Below are 17307 nucleotides of genomic sequence, written 5' to 3'. Positions count from 1 at the left end.
AGCCGCGGTCAGCTCGGGTGTGCCTCGCTGTCCTTTGCCGCCGCGCCGTCTTCGGTCGGCACCATCGCGTCGTCCAGCGCTGCGGTTTCATCAGCAATCCCCGCCTCGGAGCTCTTCTCCGCCGCCTTCTTGAATGCGTCCATGTCGCGCTCGTTCTGTTCGCTCTCGCTCATCGCCTTCTCCTTTCACGCTCTTGATCGTCGCACGCCCGCTCACTCGAGATCGTTCTCGCTGACAATGATCGTCGCCTGATCGTTGTTGCGCGACAGCGCCGACAAGGCGGCGTCGCTGATCTGGTCGATGAAGCGCTGGAACGTGTCGGCCGCGTCGCCGTCGGGGCGGTCGCCGCTCAGCGCCTCCAGCACGTCGTACTGCACCGCGAACTCATATTCCTCGGCGTCAACCTCGGCGGTGAACTCCACCTGCTCGCCGTCGATGTTGTCGAGGATGCTCGAATGATCGATCTCCAACTGGCTCGCTGCCATCTTCTACCTCATGATCTGCTCAGCAGGGGGTACAAGCCTCGTCGCGCACGGGTGTTCCGCGCCGGTCAGGCGGCCGTGGCGCCTTCGTCGTCCGTCGCGTCCTCCGGCAGTTGCGCCGCAATCCGTCCGATCGCCTCACCGACGTAGCGGTCGGCGGGCAGTTCGCCCGGCAACGTCACCGGCCGCTCGGCGGTCAGCACCGCATCGGCGCGCTGTTCCTCGGGCAGCGCCTGCCACGCGCGGACCGCACGCGCCAGGCTGGTCACCTCGGGCACCTGCTCGCCGCCGCGCGTCACGTCCTCAAGCGACGCGCTCATTGTCCACTCGATCGTTCCGCCACCACTCCAGCTTGCTTCGGACACGCGCACCTCCTCGCTGTTACTTTCCGGTCAAGCGCGTGCGACAACGCGTCGGTTCCCCAATCGCGCGAACAGCTTAACCCCGATCAACCCCGGAACGTGCGCGCGAAGCAGCGGTTCTCTGGATCACAAAAGAAGGCAGCAGGGGGCGAACAGCGGCGTGCAGCACAATGAAACCACGCGGGACAGCGCGGTCGTACGAGGCAACGGAACGGACGCGCGCTCGCCGTGGCAAATGCCCTGGGGCGCGTGGAAGCAGGTCGGCTTTCGCACGTGGCAGGAAACGAGCAACGACAATGTCGGGCTGATCGCCGCCGGCGTCGCCTTCTACGGCTTTCTGGCACTCGTCCCGCTACTCGGCGCGATCGTGCTGACCTACGGCCTCGTCGCCGATCCGCAGACGGTGACCAGCAACATGACGACGCTGACCTCCGTCCTGCCCGAACAGGCGGCGCGGTTGATCGGCGAGCAGTTGCTCAACGTCGTCCAAACGTCCGATGGCAAAAAGGGGTTTGGCCTGCTCCTCGCGCTCGCCATCGCCCTGTTCGGCGCGCGCAACGCCGCCGGCGCCGTCGTCACCGCGCTCAACATCGCCTATGAGGAAGAGGAGACGCGCGGCTTCATCCAGGTCACGCTGCTGGCGCTCGGCATCACCGCCTGCGCGGTGCTCGTCGCGATCCTGGCAATGGTTTCAGTGACAGTACTCGGCTTCCTGCAGACTTTGCTGCCGACGCTTCCCGACTGGGTGGCGATCCTGGGCAAGATCGTGACCTACCTGCTGCTCGCCGCCGCGGGATCGGCGGGGGCTGCGACGCTCTACCGCTACGGCCCCGATCGCCGCCACGCGCGCTGGACCTGGCTGACGCCCGGATCGCTGCTCGCCGCGCTGCTGTGGCTGGTGCTGACGATCGGGTTCGGCATCTACGTCGCCAATTTCGGCAATTACGACGCCACCTACGGGTCGATCGGTACCGTGGTCGTGCTGCTGACGTGGATGTATCTGTCGGCGTACATCCTGCTGTTCGGCGCCGAACTGAATTCCGAGCTGGAGCATCAGACCGCGCGCGACACCACGAGCAGCAACCGCCCTATCGGAGAGCGCGGCGCGTGGGTCGCCGATCACGTCGCCGGGAAAGCCGTGCCGGAGGAAGTGCGTGCTGCGTCCCCGAGCGATGCGGACGAACGCTCCACCAGCGGCCTCACCGACTATGCCGCCGCGCGCGCGACCACGCGCGCGGCCCGGCTCGCCGGGCTCGAGAAGGTCGGCGTCACACCCAGCATCGGCGCGACGCTCGGTCTCGCTCTGCTGCGGCGCGAAGGACGTGCGCTGCCCGGCGCGGCGCTGCTCGCGGGCGCGGGACTGCTCGCCTGGGCATCGCGGCGCGCTGGCGAGCCGCCGGTCGAGGCGGTGATCTTCGACATCGACGGCACGCTGGTCGACAGCAACGATTATCATGTCTGGGCGTGGAGCCACGCCTTTCACGAACACGGCTATGAGATCGCGCCGGCGCACATCCACGGTCAGATCGGCAAGGGCGGCGACCTGCTCATCCCCGCGCTGATCCCCGACGTGAGCGACGCGGAAAAGGAAGCGTTGTCCGCGCGGCACGGTGACATCTTTAAGTCGCGCTATCTCGACCGTGTCCGCGCCTTTCCCGGCGCCGCCGACCTGCTGCGTCACGTCGCCGGCCAAGGGCAGAAGGTCGCGCTCGCATCGTCTGCCAGCAAGGGGGAGCTGGACCACTACCTCGACCTGCTCGGCGTCCGCGACATCGTGTCGGCCGCGACCAGCAAGGAAGATGCGGACACGACCAAGCCCGCGCCCGACATCTTCGCTGCGGCGGTCAAGAAGCTCGGCGTCGCACCCGCCGCGGCCCGCGTCGTCGGCGACACGCCCTATGACGTGTCCGCCGCCGCGAAGTGCGGCATCGCCACGGTCGCGGTCCGCTCGGGCGGGTTCACCGATCAGGTGCTGAACCGCGCAGGCGCGCGCGCAATCTACGACGACGTTGAACATATCCTGCGCGATTATCGCCGCTCGCCGCTGGCCAGGTAGGAGACAGGCCGATGGAGGACATCGCTGGCTGGGTCGCTCTCGCTGCCACCTGCGTCGCTGCGCTGATGACCGCGTCCAATCTCGGCGCGCGCGTGACCGGATGGGGCTTCGTCGTGTTCACGCTCGGCGCGATCGCGTGGATCGTGGTGGGTCTGGAAACCGGGCAGACGCAGCTGCTGTGGTCGAACATCTTCCTAGGGGTGGTGGACGTGTTCGGCGTCTGGCGCTGGCTGGGCCGCCGCGCCAAGTTCAGCGACGCGGCCGATGCCGAGCGGGCGCGCAGCGTGCGGGTAGCGCCCGAACCATTGTTCTCGATCTCGCAGATCGACGGACTGCCGGTGAAAGGAGCCGATGGTCAGGTCATCGCGCACAGCGTCGACGCGCTCGCGACGTGCGCCGGCGGCACGATCGACTTCTTCATCGTGCGCGAGGGCGGCGTAGCGGGTGTGGGCGAAACGCTACGTCGTCTGCCGCGCGATCAGGTGCGGGTACGCGATACTGCGCTGGAGACCGATCTGGATGCATCGGCACTCACGCAGCTCTCGCTCGCGCATACCAGGTAAGAATGGGTGAGCGGGCGCGCGGACCATCGTCTGCGCGCCCTGCCCGATCACGCCGCCTTCTTGCCGCGCAGCGTGTTGAGGAGCGCCAGCCCGACGACGCCGACCAGCGCGGCAGTCGCGAACGGGCGCTGCTTGGCAAAGCCCTTCGCCTGTCCGGCGAGCGGCGCGACGTTGTCCGCCACCGCTTCCTTCGCGGCGCCGACGGTCTTCTGCACCGAACCCGTCACCTGATCGGCGATGCCCGACGCCTTGGTGTCCTGATCCCCGGTCGCGTTGCCGAACGCTTCCTTGACCTGGCCCTTGACGTCGTTGCCGGTGCCCTTCAGCTCGTCGGTGTTCATCTCGTATCTCCTCGTCGTTGGAACCCGTGGGCGCATGCGCCTCAGGTTGGCGGTAACGACGAACAGGCGCTTCGGTTCATCCGCGCGCGAAGGATGATGACTCAGGCGTCCCAGGTCGCGGCAAATGCGGGAGAGGCGATGAAGCTCGCCGGTATCGGGCTGGTCGGCGGCGGATCGCTCAACCCTTCCTCGATATACCTGAGCGCGGCGGTCAGCCCGGCGCGCGAGAAGGGTTTGGGGATCACGCCGTGCGCACCCGCAAAGTCTTCCGGAATCTTCTTGGGGTTCGCGGTGACGAAGATCACCGCTGCCTGCGCCCACCTCGCGTGGATAAGCCGCGCGGCGTCGAGCCCGTTGGTGTCATGCGCCAGCTGCAGGTCGACGAAGGCCAGATCGGGCGCGGCCTCGATACCGAGCGCCTCGACTTCGTGCAGCGACGCCGCCTCACCGACAACCGTATGGCCGGCATCTTCCACCAGCGCCTCGATATCCATCGCGAGCAGCGCTTCGTCCTCGACGATCAGGACACGGAACGGGCGTTTGAGGCGGATCAAGCGACCGCACCTACGTGACCCTGATCGAGCGGGAAGCGGATCGTCACGCGCGCACCGGGTTCAGCCGAGGACCAGTCGACCTGCGCACCGATCTGCCGCGACAGCCGCCGGATCAGCACGCGGCCGAGGCCATCCTCGGGCGTGTTGGCGGCATCGAAGCCGGGACCGTCGTCCGCGATCGCGATCACGCCGGTGTCACCGTCCGCGTACGCGTGGACGCTCAGCGTGCCGCCGCGCCCGTCGGCGAAGCCGTGCTTGACCGCATTGGTCACGATCTCGTTCAGCACCAGTCCCAAGGCCGAGGCATTGGTCGACGAAATGTCGATCGCGGCCACATCCGACTTCACGTCGATCTCGGTCCGCCCGCTCGCACCCACCACGTCGGTCGCCAGGTTGAGCGCGAACGCGCCCGCGTCGAATCGCGTCACGTCGTCCGACTGGTACAAACGGCGATGCACGCTCGCCAGCGCGTCGATCCGCTCCAGCATGGAGTTGAGCCGAGCGAGGATGTCCTCATCCGAGATCCCGCGCGCCTGCAACCGCAGCAGCGACCCGATCATCGTCAGGTTGTTCTTCACGCGGTGATCGACCTCGTGGAGCAGCAGCGTCTTGTCGTCGAGCGCAGCCTTCAGGTCGGCGGTGCGCGCCTCGACCTCGCGCTCGACCTCGGCTTTCTGCCGCGCAATCCGCTCCTGCGCCTCGACGCGGTCGCTGACATCCATCTGGCTGGCGAAGAAGAACTCGATCTCGCCGTCGCGGTTGCGCACCGGGCTGACGTAGAGCGCGTTCCAGAAGGTCGAGCCGTCCTTGCGATAGTTGAGCAGGTCGACCGCGACATCGGTTCCCGCCTCGATCGCGGCGCGCACCTCCGCGACCTTTTCGCGATCGGTGTCGGGGCCCTGCAAGAAGCGGCAGTTGGTGCCGATGATCTCGCTGCGATCGTACCCCGACAGCGTCTGGAATGCCTCGTTGCAGAACACGATCGGATTATCGTCCTGCCGCGGATCGGTAATGATCATCGGCATTCGCGTCGCGCGCACGGCGGCAGCGAAGGGGTCGCCACGCCCGCTCTCGTGCTCGACCATGTCGGTCAGGTGCCAGTTGTCGCGTTGATCCATCATTTCCCCCGCACCCGTCGCGATTGCACATGCGAGCCGCACGAACCACCAACCTGGGTTAATGTACCTATGCGCCAGCTTCGCTGCCAAGCCAAGTTTCCGCGCCCAACGCGCATGCCCTCGCGAACGGTCCGGCTACCTTGCTGATTTGGCAATATTCGTGGCGGCTGGACGCGGCACGCCCGAACGGGCATCGCGGCGGCGACACGCGCGCCTGCGATCATCCACTCGCGACGCGCCACAGGAGCTGCGAATGACGACGATGCAGGCCGCGGTATTGACCGCGCCCGGAGAGATGACGATCGCCGACGTCGACCTGCCGACACCCGGCGCGGGCGAGGTCCGCATTCGGCTGGAGGGGTGCGGCGTATGCGCGTCGAACGTCGAACCGTTCGAGGGGCAGCCGTGGTCGACCTTCCCCGGTGCGCCCGGCGGTATGGGGCATGAAGGCTGGGGCGTGGTCGATGCGCTCGGCGACGGCGTGGGCGACCTCGCGCCCGGCGACCGCGTCGCCTTTCTCGCCGGTCACAGCTTCGCGCACTACGACGTCGCACCCGCCGACATGGTAGTGAAGCTGCCCGCATCGCTCGGCGACCAGCCGTTCCCCGGCGAGCCGCTCGGCTGCGCGATGAACATCTTCCGTCGCTCCGACCTCCGCGCCGGACAGACCGTCGCGATCATCGGCATCGGCTTCTTAGGCGCCGTGCTGACGAAGCTCGCCACCGACGCAGGCGCGCGCGTCATCGCGATCTCGCGCCGCGAGGAGTCGCTCGACCTCGCGCGACGCTTCGGCGCGGCCGAGACGATCCCGATGCACGATCACTGGGCGATCATCGACGAGGTCAAGCGCCTGACCGGTGAAGCGATGTGCGAGCGCGTGATCGAGGCGGTGGGCAAGCAGTGGCCGCTCGACCTCGCGACCGCGCTGGTCGGGTTCGGCGGGCGGCTGGTTGTCGCGGGCTATCACCAGGACGGCCCGCGGCAGGTCAACATGCAGGACTGGAACTGGAAAGGGATCGACGTCGTCAACGCGCACGAGCGCGACCCCGCCGTCCAGCGCCGCGGCGTCGAGGAAGCGATTCAAGCGGTCGCGTCGGGGCAGATCGACCTCGCAGCCCTTCTGACACACCGCTATCCGCTGTCGCAGGTCGCCGACGCGATCGTGGCGACCCGCGACAAGCCCGCGGGCTTTGTCAAGGCGCTGGTGACCTATGAGTGAGGCCGTCACCCGCCGCCCACGCCTCGGCTTTCTGGGCGTCGGCTGGATCGGCCGTCACCGCATGGAGGCGATGCTCGGCACCGGGCTGGTCGAGGCTGCGGCGATCAGCGACCCCTCGCCCGACATGATCCGCGATGCGGCCGTGCTCGCGCCCCATGCGCGGGTCGTCGCCGACCTCGACGCAATGCTCGCGCTCGATCTCGACGGCGTGGTCATCGCCAGTCCCAGCGCACTCCACGCCGCGCAGTCGATCCGGGCGCTGGAGGCAGGCAAGGCGGTGTTCTGCCAGAAACCACTCGGGCGCGACGCGGCCGAGAACGAGCGCGTCGTCGCCGCCGCGCGCGATGCCGACCGACTGCTCGGCGTCGACCTGTCGTACCGCTTCACGAGCGGCATGGAAAAGATTGCCGAACTGGTCCGCGGCGGCGCGCTCGGCCGGCTGTTCGCGGTCGATCTGGTGTTCCACAATGCCTACGGCCCCGACAAACCGTGGTTCTACGACCGCGCGCAATCGGGTGGCGGCTGCGTGATGGATCTCGGCATCCACCTCGTTGACTTGGCCATGTGGCTGACCGGACAGGACGTACGCTCGGTGTCGTCGTCGCTGTTCGCGGGCGGAGAACCGCTGGCGGCGCGCGACACGGTCGAGGATTACGCGGTCGCGACCCTGACGCTCGACAGTGACGTGGCGGTCCGCCTCGCCTGTTCGTGGCGGCTCAACGCCGGGCAGGACGCAGTGATCGAGGCAAGTTTCTACGGCACGAACGGCGGCGCGACGATGCGCAACGTCGGCGGTTCGTTCTACGATTTCACCACCACCCACAACACCGGCACGCAGGCGCACGTCATTGCCAGCCCGCCGGAGGAATGGGGCGGCCGCGCCGCGATCGACTGGGCGCGTCGCTTGGCCGAGAACCCGCGCTTCGACGCGCAGGCGCACGAGTTCGTCACAACGGCGCGCGCACTCGACCGCATCTACGCGGGCAGGTGACCGCGGGCGCGAACTAGTAGATCAGATTGTACCGCTTCGCGCGCGCCTCGACGTGCGGTTCCAGCTTGAGCGCGGCGGCGCGCTCCGCGTCGCCCCGCGTCGTATCGCCGCTGCGTTTCAGCGCCACCGCGCGCGCGTAACGTGACCAGGCGTTCGCCGGCTCGCGCTTGACCACCTCGTCGTAGTCCGCGATTGCGCGCGCCCACGCGCCCTGCCGCAGATAGACGAGCGCGCGGCTGTCGAGGTACGTCGCCGCATTCGGGCGCAGCTTCAACGCGCGGTCGCAGTCCGCCAGTGCCTCGTCAAGCGCGGTGTTCGCGACCGCGCGCGCCCAACAGCGGCCGTTGAAGGCGGTGGCGCGGCTGCTGTCCTCGGGATGGCTCTTCAACCAGCGATCGAGATTGCCGACCGCTTCCTCCGGCTGGCCGAGCTCGGTCAGCATCGTCGCCACGCGCAGCCGCTGGTCGGCCGATGGCGCCAGCACGCGGTCGGCGGCGCGCACATCCTCCAGCGCGCCGGCACGCTCGCCGGCCCTGATCCGCACCGCCGCGCGCGTCAGCCGCGCCTCGGCATCGTTCGGCGCCAGCGTGATCGCGCGATCGAGGTCCCCGCGCCCTTGCAGGAACTCGGCGCGGTCACCCGACAGCCGCAGCATCGCGCGCTGATAGTAATAATGCCCCTCACCCGGCGCCATCGCGATCGCCTTGTCGAAATCGGCCAGCGCCGCCGCGCGCTTCCCGTTCGAGGCAAATGCGGCACCCCGTCGGCTGAACCCCGCCGCGTCGGTCGGCGCGGGCGAGCGATCGGACAGGTCGATCACCGACCCCGTGTCGGTCACCGCACGCCTGGGGTTCTGCCCGAACAGCGGCCCGCCCTCGTAGGTGAAGAACATCGTCTTGGTCGCGTTCGACACGAACACGCGGTGCGTCAGGAAGAAGTCGATCCCGACCAGCATGTCGGTGTCGCCCATGTCCATGTCGGCGATGTTGATGGTCGGGCGGTTAAGCTTCTCGCCGCCGATGTCGATATTAGTGAACGGCGCCCGCCACGTCTGCACACCGCGCCGTCCGATACCGGTGCCGAATCCGACGCTCGTCACCCCGGCGCTATCGGGGGTCACGCCCAACCGCCTGGCGACCGAGCGCGACAGCAGCGAGGATTCCGCGCCGGTGTCGAAGGTCGCGTTGACGTCGCCGCCGTTGATCTGGATCTTGCCGACGGTGTGCGGCTTGAACATGCCGTCGCTGCGCCCGATCAGTTTAAGCGCGCTGACCGGCCGCCCGTTCGCCCAGTAGGCGAGGTTGGTGCTGCCGCAGCCCCTGGTCTCGATCAGCCGGACGACGCCGTGCGGCAGGTCGTATTCGACGTCGAGCACGCCCAGAATGTTCTGCCCGATCAACCCGGCCGAGCCGGTGTCGCTGCCCGCCACCACGAAATCGACCTTGCGCAGCGGAATGCCCGCGATCGAGAAGTTGGTCGCGGTGGCAGCGCCCGCATTCGCCGATCCACCCACGCCGCGCACGTGCAGGAACGGCAGGTCGACCACCCTCAACCCGAATTCCTGCGCGGAGGCGAGCGACAGCGTGCTGTAGAAGGCGCCGCTGTCGAGAATGAAGCGCGCCGTCTTGTCGCCGAACTTCGCGGTCACCATCGGGCGCCTGCCCGCCATCGTCACCGGCAATTCGGCCGCGACCGCGACCTTGCACTCGGCCGACGCCAGCGCAGGGATCGTCGCCCCCGCGACACCTGCCAGCATCCCGATCGCGACGCCTGCTACCCTGTTCCGCCCCATACGCCCTCACCCTATTATGGGCATGAGCCTAGCGCCGCCACGTGACGGCGCAATTGGTGGAACATTACAATTGATCGAAGTCGATCGCACCGTGGCGGTCGAGCCAATTGGGCGCCTCGGGCATCGGATATTTCAGCCCGGTCGCGCAGTTGAACAGCACGACTTCCTCGTCCTCGTCGACCTCGCCGTCCTTGAGCGCCTGCTTGTACGCCGCCAGCGTCGCGCCGCCTTCGGGGCACAGCAGCAATCCGTCGCGCCGCGCGCATTCGTCGACTGCCTTGAGAATCGCAGGATCACCGACCCCCAGCGCCTTGCCCCCGCTCTCGCGCACCGCGCGCAGGATCAGGAAGTCGCCGACCGCGCGCGGTACTCGGATGCCCGCCGCCACGGTGTGTGCGTCTTCCCAGCGCTCGGCGTGCTCCTCGCCCGCCTCGAACGCGCGCACGATCGGCGCGCAACCCGACGCCTGCACCGCGTACATCCGCGGGCGCTCCGACCCGATCCAGCCCAGCCGCTCGAGCTCGTCAAACGCCTTCCACATCCCGATCAGGCCCGTGCCGCCGCCGGTCGGGTAGAAGATCGCGCTTGGAAGCCGCCAACCGAGTTGCGCGGCGAGCTCCAACCCCATCGTCTTCTTACCCTCGATCCGGTACGGTTCCTTCAACGTCGAGAAGTCGAACCAGCGTCCCTCGCCTGCGCCCTTCCCCACAATCGCGCCGCAATCGTCGATCAAGCCGTTGACGCGCCACACCCGCCCGCCCTGCGCCTGAATCTCGCGCACGTTGATCTCGGGCGTGTCCTCGGGGCAGAAGACGATCGTCTCGATCCCGCAGCGCGTCGCGTAGGCGGCGAGCGCCGCGCCCGCGTTGCCGTTGGTCGGCATCGCGATGCGGGTCACGCCCAGTTCCTTCGCCATCGCCACCGCCATGACGAGACCGCGCGCCTTGAAGCTGCCGGTCGGCAGCCGTCCCTCGTCCTTGACCAGCACCTTGGCGCCGCCGCTCTTCGGCACCGGGATCAGCGGCGTCTCGATCTCGCCCAGGCTGACGATATCACGCGTGTGACGCACCGGCAGCAGCTCGCGCCAGCGCCACAGGTCGGTCTCGCGCGCGGCGAGCTGGTCGCGCGACAATGAAGCACCCACGGCGTCGAGGTCGTAGCGCACCAGCAGCGGTCGACCGACGCGCGACAGATTGTGGAGCCGGTCAGCCTCATACCGCTCCCCCGTCATCGAACATTCGAGATGCGTGACGAAAGTCGGGCGATCGGCGGTCAGATTCTCGTTCATGGGCGCAGGTTCTAGAGCGCCCGCGCCCCGAGACAATGCCTGCTGCCGAAACGACAAGGGGCGGAGACATCGTCCCCGCCCCGTCACCTCATCGAAACGCGAAGGATCAGTCCGGCTTCTTCGCCACCGCGACGAGTGCCGGGCGCAGCAGGCGATCCTTGATCATCCAGCCCGACTGCATCTCCTGCACGATCGTGCCCGGCGCCTGGTCGCTCGGCATTTCCATCATCGCCTGATGCTTGTTGGGGTCGAGCGTCTCGCCCATTGCGACGATGCGCGTGATGCCGTTGCGCTCGAACACCTTTTCCAGCTCGCGGCCCGTCGCCTCAAGCCCGGTGACCAGCCCCTTGAACTTGTCGTCCTCGCGCAATTCGGCGGGAATGGCGGCGAGCCCGCGCTCCAGGTTGTCCGCAACCGACAGCACGTCGCGCGCGAAATTGGTCGCGGCATAGGCGCGCGCGTCGGCGGCGTCCTTCTCCGCGCGGCGGCGCACGTTCTGGATGTCGGCGCGCGCGTACAGCGTTTCCTGCTGCGCGGCGGCCAGCTGCTCTTCCAGTTCGGTGATGCGCGCGGCCTGTCCGTCGTGCTCGGCCAGCTCGGGTGCTGCCTCGGCAGTCTGTTCGCGCAGGTCTTCGGTCGTCTCGTCGGCCATTGTTGCCCCTGTTGTAATAGCTGCCGGCTTCGCTCAACCCATCAGGCGGGCGAGCGTCGCCGCGGTGAAATCCACTATCGGCACGATCCGCGCGTAGTTCAACCGCGTAGGCCCGATCACGCCGACAACGCCGACGACGCGCCCGTCATGCCCGCGGAACGGTTTCGCGATCACCGACGAGCCCGAGAGCGCAAAGAGCTTGTTCTCCGCGCCGATGAAGATGCGCGTCGCATCCCCCGCACTCGCCGCACCCAGCAGCGCCGCCACCTCCTGCTTGCCTTCCAGGTCGTCGAGCAGTTCGCGCACCCGCTCCAAATCGGCCGCGGCCGCATCGTCGAGCAAACGTCCCTGCCCGCGCACGATCAGCACCGATCGCCGGGCGCCATCCTCGCTCCACACCGCGAGGCCGCGCTCGACCAGCGTGCGCGCCGCGGCATCGAGCGCGCTCTGCCCCTCGCCCAGCTCGTGCTCGATCCGCGCGCGGGCTTGCGCGAGCGTCAGCCCACCGAGCGTCGCGGTCATGTAATTGCCCGCTTCGACCAGCGCCGACGCGGCGACGCCGGGCGGCAGGTCGACGACGCGGTTCTCGACCCCGCCGTCCTCCGCCACCAGCACGGCGAGCGCCTGCGCCTGTCCTAACGGCACGAACCCGATCGAGCGCAGCACCGCCTCGCGCTTGGGCACCATCACCAGCCCCGCGCACGCCGACAGCCCCGATAGCGCCGCGGTGGTCGCCGCCAACGCTTCCTCGACCGGCCCGCGATTGGCCGCGCGCGCCTCGATCTGCGCGCGCTCCTCCGCGCTCGGCTCGGTCGCCTGCATCATGCCGTCGACGAACAGGCGCAACCCGCGCTCGGTCGGCATCCGCCCCGCGCTGGTGTGCGGCGCGGCGAGCAGCCCCATCGCCTCCAGTTGCGCCAGCACCCCGCGGATCGAGGCGGGCGACAGGTTGAGCCCGGCCTGCGCCAGCGTTTTCGATCCCACCGGCTGCCCGTCGTGCAAATAGCCGTCAACGACGCGGCGGAAGATGTCGCGCGCGCGGTCGGACAGTTCGGCGATCGGCGGGGTCGCACTCATAGACGGAATGTAGGCACGCCCGCCGCCCGCCGACAAGCCGCGGCTATTTCCCGATCAGGGCAGCGATCGGCAGCAGCCCCGGTGCGGCGCGCAGCCGTGCGAACAGCGCCTTGTTCGCCGCATCGAAGCAGCCGTAATCGACTCGCTTGACCGTGCGCTCGCTGCCTGCCTGCCACGTCACCGTCACGCTTGGCATGTCGCTCGCCAACGTGCTGCAGCGCGGGGAACCGGGAACGATCCCCTCGCCGTCGATCTTGCGCAATTCCGCCACGGCATCGGCGAACGCCTGCGCCTGCGCCTGCGCTGCCTGAAAGCGTGTGATCCCCGTCGCCGCGGTGTGCTGCGTCCCGATGAACTCGCCCGCTCCGCTGCCCGTGTCGACCGTAACCGAATAGACCGGACAGGTGCCGAAGCACGCGCCCGTGTCATAGGTGATACGCAGGGCCGCGGCGGGTGCGGGAGCGGGCGCCGCGGTTCGCGTGGTGGCGCAGGCCGACAAGGTCAACGCGGCGACGGCGAGTGGAAGCATGGTTCGCATGCGCCCACCTACCGCCGCGATCGTGTCACCGCCATGAACACGCCTGCCCGCTCTGGCGTCACCCCCCGCCACCCGCTACGGCCATCATCAACGATTTACCCCGAGGAGTTCCCATGCGTCCCAGCGGCCGTGCGCCCGACCAGATGCGCGCCATCACGATCGAGCCTCATTTCACCCGCCACGCCGAAGGGTCCGTGCTGATCGGCTTCGGCGACACGCGCGTGCTCGTCACGGCGAGCGTCGAGGAGCGCGTGCCGCCGTTCTTGCGCGGCAAGGGCCAGGGCTGGGTCACTGCCGAATACGGCATGCTCCCCCGCGCCACGCACACCCGTGGCAGCCGCGAGGCAGCGAAGGGCAAGCAGTCGGGTCGTACGCAGGAAATCCAGCGGCTGATCGGGCGTAGCTTGCGCGCGGTCACCGACATGAAGCTTCTGGGCGAGCGGCAGATCACGCTCGACTGCGACGTGATCCAGGCCGACGGCGGCACACGCACCGCCGCGATCTCGGGCGCGTGGGTGGCACTCCGCCTCGCGGTCAACACGCTGATGGCGCAAGGGAAACTCGCCGCCGACCCGATCACGCAGAAGGTCGCCGCGGTATCGTGCGGCATCTACCAGGGCCAGCCGGTGCTCGACCTCGATTACGACGAGGATTCGAACGCCGACGCCGACGGCAATTTCGTCCTGCTCGGCAACGGCAACATCGCCGAAGCGCAGGCGACCGCCGAACACGCCAACTACGACGAGGAAGCGCTGCTAAGGCTGCTCCGCCTCGCGCGCATCGGCTGCACCGAAATCTTCGCGGCGCAGGACCGCGCCACACAATGAGCGGCGAGGGCAAGGAACCGCAGGCGATCCGCAAGCTCCAGCCCGGCAAGCTGGTGATCGCCAGCCACAACGCCGGCAAGGTGCGCGAGATCGCCGCGCTGCTGGAGGGCCGCGGGCTCGAGGTCATCTCGGCGGGCGCGCTCGACCTGCCCGAACCGGAGGAGACCGGCACCACCTTCGTCATGAACGCGGAGCTGAAGGCGCGCGCCGCCGCCGACCTGTCGGGCCTCCCCGCGCTCGCCGACGACAGCGGGTTGTGCGTCGATTCGCTGGGCGGCGATCCGGGCATCTTCTCCGCGCGCTGGGGCGGTGAGAACAAGGATTTCGGCCATGCCATGCGGCTGATCGAGGACAAGCTCGCCGCGCAGGACGATCCGCCCCGCGACGCGCATTTCGTCTGCGCGCTGGCGCTCGCCTGGCCCGACGGCCACGTCGAATGGTTCGAAGGCCGCGTCGACGGCACACTCGTCTGGCCGCCTAGGGGCGACAAGGGTCATGGCTACGACCCCGTCTTCGTGCCCGAGGGCCACGAGCAAACCTTTGGCGAGATGGACGAGCCCGCCAAAAACGAGATCAGCCACCGCGGCGACGCGTTCCGGCAGATGGTCGCGGCGGTGTTCTGACGCGACTTCGGGCTGGCGGCGCGACAGGTTCACCGCGCCGACCTGCCAGAATTGGACGTTTTCGACGCTGGTGCTGACCAGCCCGCAAGGCCTAAGCTGCGTGGGTCATAACTCCCGAGGCCAGCGATGAAGTCACGTACGGTCGGCCGAATGGCTGTCGCTTGTCTTACCGCGCTTGCCGTGTCTGGCGCTATCCCGCTGCCTGCGGCGGGACGGCAGAAGCAACCTCCACAAGCCTCCGATGCCAAGCCATCCTGCTCGATGCCGGCCGGATGGGCTGCGATCGCGCAACGCGCCCCGAGATACGTCATCTTCGGCGAAAGTCATGGCACCGAAGAAGCACCGACCTTCTTCGGCAATGTCGCCTGCGCTCTTGCCGCGCGCGGCAAACGCATCCTCGTCGCGGTCGAATATGACTCATCCGACGATCCCGCCTTTCAAGCTGCGTGGCTGCTGCCGCCACAACAGTTCGGCCCCGCATTGCTGGCAGCGGGATGGAAGGGGCGCGATGACGGCGTCGCCAGCGAAGCGATGTTCCGCCTCTTGACCCGGCTCCACGCGCTGAAAAGCCACGGGAAAAAGATCAGCATCGTCGCGTTCAACGGCGCCAAGGATGCTGCTCAGCGCGAGCGGTTCAAGTCGTTGCCGGGTCAGGGCGGGCATGAAGCCGCCCAGGCCGAGAACATCCGCAACGCGGCTGCGGCAAGTCGCTACGATTACGTGCTGGTGCTGACCGGCAATCTGCATGCGCGGAAGAACGAGTTCGGCAATGGCGCGCGGGCGTTCAAACCGATGGCGCTGGCACTCGCGCCCGCAGACCAGATCGTGTCACTCGACATGAAGTCGGCGAGCGGCACTGCATGGAACTGCCAACTGAAAGCGGGCGTAAAGTTCGACGACGGCAAACCCCTGCCATCCGACGCGACCGAATGCGGTATTCACCCGTATACGAGCAAGGTCGATCTGCGCCGACCTCCCTTTATGTCGCTCTATCCTGTCGAGGGGATTGACCGCGACGACGCTTACGACGGCATATACTGGATCGGAGCCGGGCATGGCTCGAAGCCGGCGCTGCCGTGAGTGCCGATGTTGCCGGCAATCTCCGCTTGATCGCGGCGTTGGACCAGCAAAGCAAAGCCTCGTGTCCGCTCGCACTCACCTGTCCGTCACAGTAATCGCGCTAGGAGGCTTTGCCATCGGCCAGATCATACCGCACGCGGGCATGCCGCTCGTTATCCTCGCCTCGCTCGCCTGGACCTGCCGCTCGGTTCAGCGCGCGCGCCGCCGCGCGGGCTGATCTCACTCGGCGGCGAGCGCCTGCGGCGCTGCTTCCGCCATCACCCGGATCATCCGCTCGCTCGGGTCGATCGGGTCGAGGAAGAAAGCGCCCGCGTCACGGTTGGCGCTCAGCCATTTGACATGCGCCGCGCTGATCCGCTGCCCCGGCACCAGCCGCGGCACGCCCGGCGGTGCGGGTGCGATCATCTCGGCTGCGATCCGACCCTCGGCCTCAGCCAGCGGCACCTGCTCGGCCGCACCGAACAGCGCTTCGCCCGCCTCTAACGCCATCTCGACGCCCAGCGCGCTAATCGGCAGCGCATCGCCGGTGGGTGCGAGCGACAGCGTGCCCTTGCGCAACCCCTTCGCGCACGCCGCCAGCCCACGGGCGAGCGCGCGCACGTCGGCGGTCGTCGTGCCCGGCGCGACGATCGCGAGCAGATGCCGCGCGTCGGACAATCCGACGCTGACACGATATTCCTGGTTAAGCCAATCGTCGATCGCGTAACCCGACGCACCCAGCGCGCTCACGTCGATCAGCACCTTGGTCTCGTCGAGATCGCTGCCCGCAGGCAGGTCGCCGCGACCGAACACGCGCACGCCCTTGATCTTGTTCAGCCGTCGCCGAAGGTCGGCCGCGCGCTCCAGCGTCTTGCCCCAGATCGCCTCGCCGTGCAGCGCATGCTCGCGCCGCGCCACATCCAGGCTGGCCAGGATCGGCACCGACGGGCTGGTCGTCTCGAACAGTTCGTACGCCATCCACAACCGCTGCCGGTCGACAAGTTCGCCCTGGGCCAGCAGCGCGGACCCTTGCGTCAGCGCACCCATTGTCTTGTGGACGCTGTAGACCGCGACATCGGCGTCCTTGGTCAGCGCGTCGTCGGGCAGCGCCTCGCAGAAGGCGAACGCGCCACCCCACGCCGCGTCGCAGATCAGCGGCACGCTGCGCGCGTGGCAGATCGCCGACAGCGCGCCGATGTCGCTCGTCACCCCGAAATAGGTCGGCGAGACGACGACGAAGGCCTTCGCATCGGGGTTCGCGTCGAGCGCCGCGGTCAGTGCCTCGGGCGCGACGCCGTGCTCGATGTCGAACGCGTCGTCGATCATCACCGGGACGATCTCAGCCTTCAATCCGACCGCCAGCACGTGCGCGCGCTCTGCCTTGTGGACGTTGGCGGCGACAAGCACGGTGTCGCCCGGCCCGGCGACCGCGGCGAGCGCGGTATGCAGGCTTTGCGTCGACCCGCCCGTCACGAAGCGGCAGAAATCCGCAGCCCAAGCCTCCGCCGCGATCTCGTGCGCGCGCTGCAGCACGTGTTCGCCCTCGGTTCGGTCGTCCAGCCCCTTGGGTGTGATCACGTCGGCCTCGAACACGCGCTTGCCCAGCACCTTGGCGAGATCGCGCGGTAGCGCGGCGCCTTGATGATGCCCCGGCGCGCCGAAACCGTGAACCTTGCGACGCTCGATCTGCTGCAACGCGTCGAGAATGGGTGCCTGGGTCTGATCCATGCGGCAGGAACGCTGCCTTGTCCCCGCGTGTCCTACC

The 17307-nt window shown here is 68.2% G+C and carries 20 protein-coding genes; 8 read left to right on the top strand and 12 right to left on the bottom strand.

Annotated features, from left to right (window positions below):
* Positions 1-8 precede the first annotated feature (8 nt).
* The 3 genes from BMW51_RS16085 to BMW51_RS09080 all read right to left on the bottom strand — a co-directional run bounded on the left by BMW51_RS16085 (position 9) and on the right by BMW51_RS09080 (position 847).
* Positions 9-173, bottom strand: coding sequence for a hypothetical protein (locus tag BMW51_RS16085; RefSeq protein WP_177171608.1), 165 nt, complete (start codon positions 171-173; stop codon positions 9-11).
* Between the two features lie 39 nt (positions 174-212).
* Positions 213-485 carry a DUF1488 family protein gene (locus tag BMW51_RS09085; protein ID WP_093005628.1) on the bottom strand — a complete coding sequence of 91 codons (273 nt, stop codon included), beginning with the start codon at positions 483-485 and terminating at the stop codon, positions 213-215.
* Between the two features lie 65 nt (positions 486-550).
* A complete protein-coding gene (locus BMW51_RS09080) occupies positions 551-847 on the bottom strand; it encodes a hypothetical protein (protein ID WP_143051843.1) in 297 nt (98 codons plus the stop codon).
* A 232-nt stretch (positions 848-1079) separates the two neighbouring features.
* On the opposite strand from BMW51_RS09080, the gene BMW51_RS09075 reads away from it, so the two are divergent.
* Positions 1080-2900 (top strand): YhjD/YihY/BrkB family envelope integrity protein, encoded by a 1821-nt coding sequence (locus BMW51_RS09075; protein ID WP_093005997.1) that lies wholly within the window; start codon positions 1080-1082, stop codon positions 2898-2900.
* A gap of 11 nt (positions 2901-2911) precedes the next feature.
* The gene (locus tag BMW51_RS09070) at positions 2912-3463 is read left to right on the top strand and encodes a photosystem reaction center subunit H (RefSeq protein ID WP_093005624.1); all 552 of its coding nucleotides are present in this window, start codon (positions 2912-2914) and stop codon (positions 3461-3463) included.
* Between the two features lie 47 nt (positions 3464-3510).
* Here the strand turns inward: BMW51_RS09070 and BMW51_RS09065 are convergent, their stop codons facing one another.
* The 3 genes from BMW51_RS09065 to BMW51_RS09055 all read right to left on the bottom strand — a co-directional run bounded on the left by BMW51_RS09065 (position 3511) and on the right by BMW51_RS09055 (position 5476).
* Positions 3511-3804 carry a CsbD family protein gene (locus tag BMW51_RS09065; protein WP_093005622.1) on the bottom strand — a complete coding sequence of 98 codons (294 nt, stop codon included), beginning with the start codon at positions 3802-3804 and terminating at the stop codon, positions 3511-3513.
* Positions 3805-3905: 101 nt separating this feature from the next.
* Positions 3906-4358: a response regulator gene (locus BMW51_RS09060; RefSeq protein ID WP_093005620.1), complete on the bottom strand. Its 453-nt coding sequence runs from the start codon at positions 4356-4358 to the stop codon at positions 3906-3908.
* Positions 4355-5476: a PAS domain-containing protein gene (locus tag BMW51_RS09055; protein WP_245708376.1), complete on the bottom strand. Its 1122-nt coding sequence runs from the start codon at positions 5474-5476 to the stop codon at positions 4355-4357. The genes BMW51_RS09060 and BMW51_RS09055 overlap by 4 nt, the downstream gene beginning before the upstream one ends.
* Positions 5477-5729: 253 nt before the next feature.
* On the opposite strand from BMW51_RS09055, the gene BMW51_RS09050 reads away from it, so the two are divergent.
* Both BMW51_RS09050 and BMW51_RS09045 read left to right on the top strand, forming a co-directional pair.
* Entirely contained in the window at positions 5730-6695 is a 966-nt protein-coding gene (locus tag BMW51_RS09050; protein WP_218139381.1) for an MDR/zinc-dependent alcohol dehydrogenase-like family protein, read from the top strand.
* On the top strand, positions 6688-7686 hold the full coding sequence (locus BMW51_RS09045) for a Gfo/Idh/MocA family protein (RefSeq protein WP_093005616.1): 999 nt from the start codon (positions 6688-6690) through the stop codon (positions 7684-7686). The genes BMW51_RS09050 and BMW51_RS09045 overlap by 8 nt, the downstream gene beginning before the upstream one ends.
* Positions 7687-7699: 13 nt before the next feature.
* Here the strand turns inward: BMW51_RS09045 and BMW51_RS09040 are convergent, their stop codons facing one another.
* From BMW51_RS09040 to BMW51_RS09020, 5 genes are all read right to left on the bottom strand, one after another.
* On the bottom strand, positions 7700-9478 hold the full coding sequence (locus BMW51_RS09040; RefSeq protein WP_093005614.1) for an aspartyl protease family protein: 1779 nt from the start codon (positions 9476-9478) through the stop codon (positions 7700-7702).
* Between the two features lie 64 nt (positions 9479-9542).
* Complete coding sequence (locus BMW51_RS09035; protein WP_093005612.1) at positions 9543-10766, bottom strand: threonine synthase; 1224 nt, start codon at positions 10764-10766, stop codon at positions 9543-9545.
* Between the two features lie 106 nt (positions 10767-10872).
* Positions 10873-11418: a nucleotide exchange factor GrpE gene (grpE, locus tag BMW51_RS09030; protein WP_093005610.1), complete on the bottom strand. Its 546-nt coding sequence runs from the start codon at positions 11416-11418 to the stop codon at positions 10873-10875.
* A gap of 33 nt (positions 11419-11451) precedes the next feature.
* Positions 11452-12495: a heat-inducible transcriptional repressor HrcA gene (hrcA, locus tag BMW51_RS09025; protein WP_093005993.1), complete on the bottom strand. Its 1044-nt coding sequence runs from the start codon at positions 12493-12495 to the stop codon at positions 11452-11454.
* 43 nt (positions 12496-12538) lie between these two features.
* Entirely contained in the window at positions 12539-13033 is a 495-nt protein-coding gene (locus BMW51_RS09020) for a DUF6438 domain-containing protein (RefSeq protein WP_143051842.1), read from the bottom strand.
* A 113-nt stretch (positions 13034-13146) separates the two neighbouring features.
* Here BMW51_RS09020 and rph point away from each other — a divergent pair, with 113 nt between their 5' ends.
* The 4 genes from rph to BMW51_RS16080 all read left to right on the top strand — a co-directional run bounded on the left by rph (position 13147) and on the right by BMW51_RS16080 (position 15780).
* Complete coding sequence (rph, locus tag BMW51_RS09015; RefSeq protein WP_093005606.1) at positions 13147-13860, top strand: ribonuclease PH; 714 nt, start codon at positions 13147-13149, stop codon at positions 13858-13860.
* Positions 13857-14483, top strand: coding sequence for an RdgB/HAM1 family non-canonical purine NTP pyrophosphatase (gene rdgB / locus BMW51_RS09010; protein ID WP_093005604.1), 627 nt, complete (start codon positions 13857-13859; stop codon positions 14481-14483). Before rph ends, rdgB begins: the two co-directional genes overlap by 4 nt.
* Before the next feature lie 126 nt (positions 14484-14609).
* Positions 14610-15563 carry a hypothetical protein gene (locus tag BMW51_RS09005; protein WP_143051841.1) on the top strand — a complete coding sequence of 318 codons (954 nt, stop codon included), beginning with the start codon at positions 14610-14612 and terminating at the stop codon, positions 15561-15563.
* A 61-nt stretch (positions 15564-15624) separates the two neighbouring features.
* Entirely contained in the window at positions 15625-15780 is a 156-nt protein-coding gene (locus BMW51_RS16080) for a hypothetical protein (RefSeq protein WP_177171607.1), read from the top strand.
* 2 nt (positions 15781-15782) lie between these two features.
* Here the strand turns inward: BMW51_RS16080 and BMW51_RS09000 are convergent, their stop codons facing one another.
* Positions 15783-17270, bottom strand: a complete 1488-nt coding sequence (locus BMW51_RS09000) for an aminotransferase class I/II-fold pyridoxal phosphate-dependent enzyme (protein ID WP_093005600.1) — start codon at positions 17268-17270, stop codon at positions 15783-15785.
* Between the last annotated feature and the right edge of the window lie 37 nt (positions 17271-17307).

Origin of the sequence: Sphingomonas palmae (assembly GCF_900109565.1) — a bacterium.
GTDB classification, from domain to species: domain Bacteria; phylum Pseudomonadota; class Alphaproteobacteria; order Sphingomonadales; family Sphingomonadaceae; genus Sphingomonas; species Sphingomonas palmae.
This window is presented reverse-complemented; position numbering and strand designations above follow the sequence as displayed.